Below are 1,081 nucleotides of genomic sequence, written 5' to 3' on the forward strand. Positions count from 1 at the left end.
CACTTAAAACAAAAGGCCTTCATAGAGGAGCGATGTCCGCAAGTTTACTGCAAAGCAGGTACGAAAAGTGGTAAAACAACCGCTATGATTATTTTTTGTATTGAATTTGCTATTGAATTGGACGCCAAAAATATACACGGCGCAAATATATGGTGGATAGCCCCCACTTATCCTGTATCTCAAATTGCCATGAATAGGCTTTGGGCGTTTATCCCCCCGCAATACAAACCATTTTTTAAGCTAAACAAATACCAAAGGTATATCGAATTTCCAAAGGGAATCAAAATTTGGTTCAAATCAGGAGACAAGCCCGATAGATTATTTGGGGAGGACGTGTACGCTGTCGTGATAGATGAAGCAAGCAGGGTTAGCGAGGATGTACTGGAGGCAAGCATAAGCGTGCTTACAGCTACCAATGGATTATTGCGCTGCATTGGAAATAGCAAGGGAGAGCGAAATTGGTTCTTTTTTGCATGCAAGGAAGCCCAAGAGCACGAACAGAGGTGTTTGCAAATGGGCGTAAAGCCACAAAAAAAATACCTTGAAATGCACACGTTGGACAATCCAAAAATTGACAAAAAAACCGTTGAGCTAGCTAAATCTACCCTTTCTGAAAAGAGATTTAAGGAGCTTTATTTTAACGAAATTTTGCAAGAAGGCGATAGGGCGTACGACGACGAGTTAATTAAAAGGTGTATCACTACAGAAATGAGCAACATGCCTGCCGTAGCTTTCGGAGTAGATATTGGCAAGGTTACTGACTATACGGTGGTTTTAGGGCTAGATATAAACGGAAATTTGGCATATTTTGATAGGTTTAAAGGCAGACACTTATCTAATCAAACTATTGCCAAAAGAATACTCAAAGGACTCGAAACCGAACACTTGCTGCTTGCATACGTGGATGGCACAGGTATATATAATATGATTGCTGAAAGTGTTCAAAAAAAAATAGGTAGCCGAAAATGTAAAGTGGTATATATAGGAGGAAACAACTATCGCATAACTAACGGTAGGTTTATAAGACAACACGAATTAGAAAGGCTTGCAATGGCAATGGAATTGGGTTATATACGCTTTC

The 1,081-nt window shown here is 39.8% G+C and carries 1 protein-coding gene; it reads left to right on the forward strand.

What is annotated here, in order from left to right; translation table 11 throughout:
- Positions 1-1,081 (forward strand): hypothetical protein (locus NZ519_13990; GenBank protein MCS7029863.1); only part of this gene is annotated, 1,081 nt, incomplete at both ends.

It is taken from the genome of Bacteroidia bacterium (assembly GCA_025056095.1).
Taxonomy (GTDB): Bacteria; Bacteroidota; Bacteroidia; order JANWVE01; family JANWVE01; genus JANWVE01.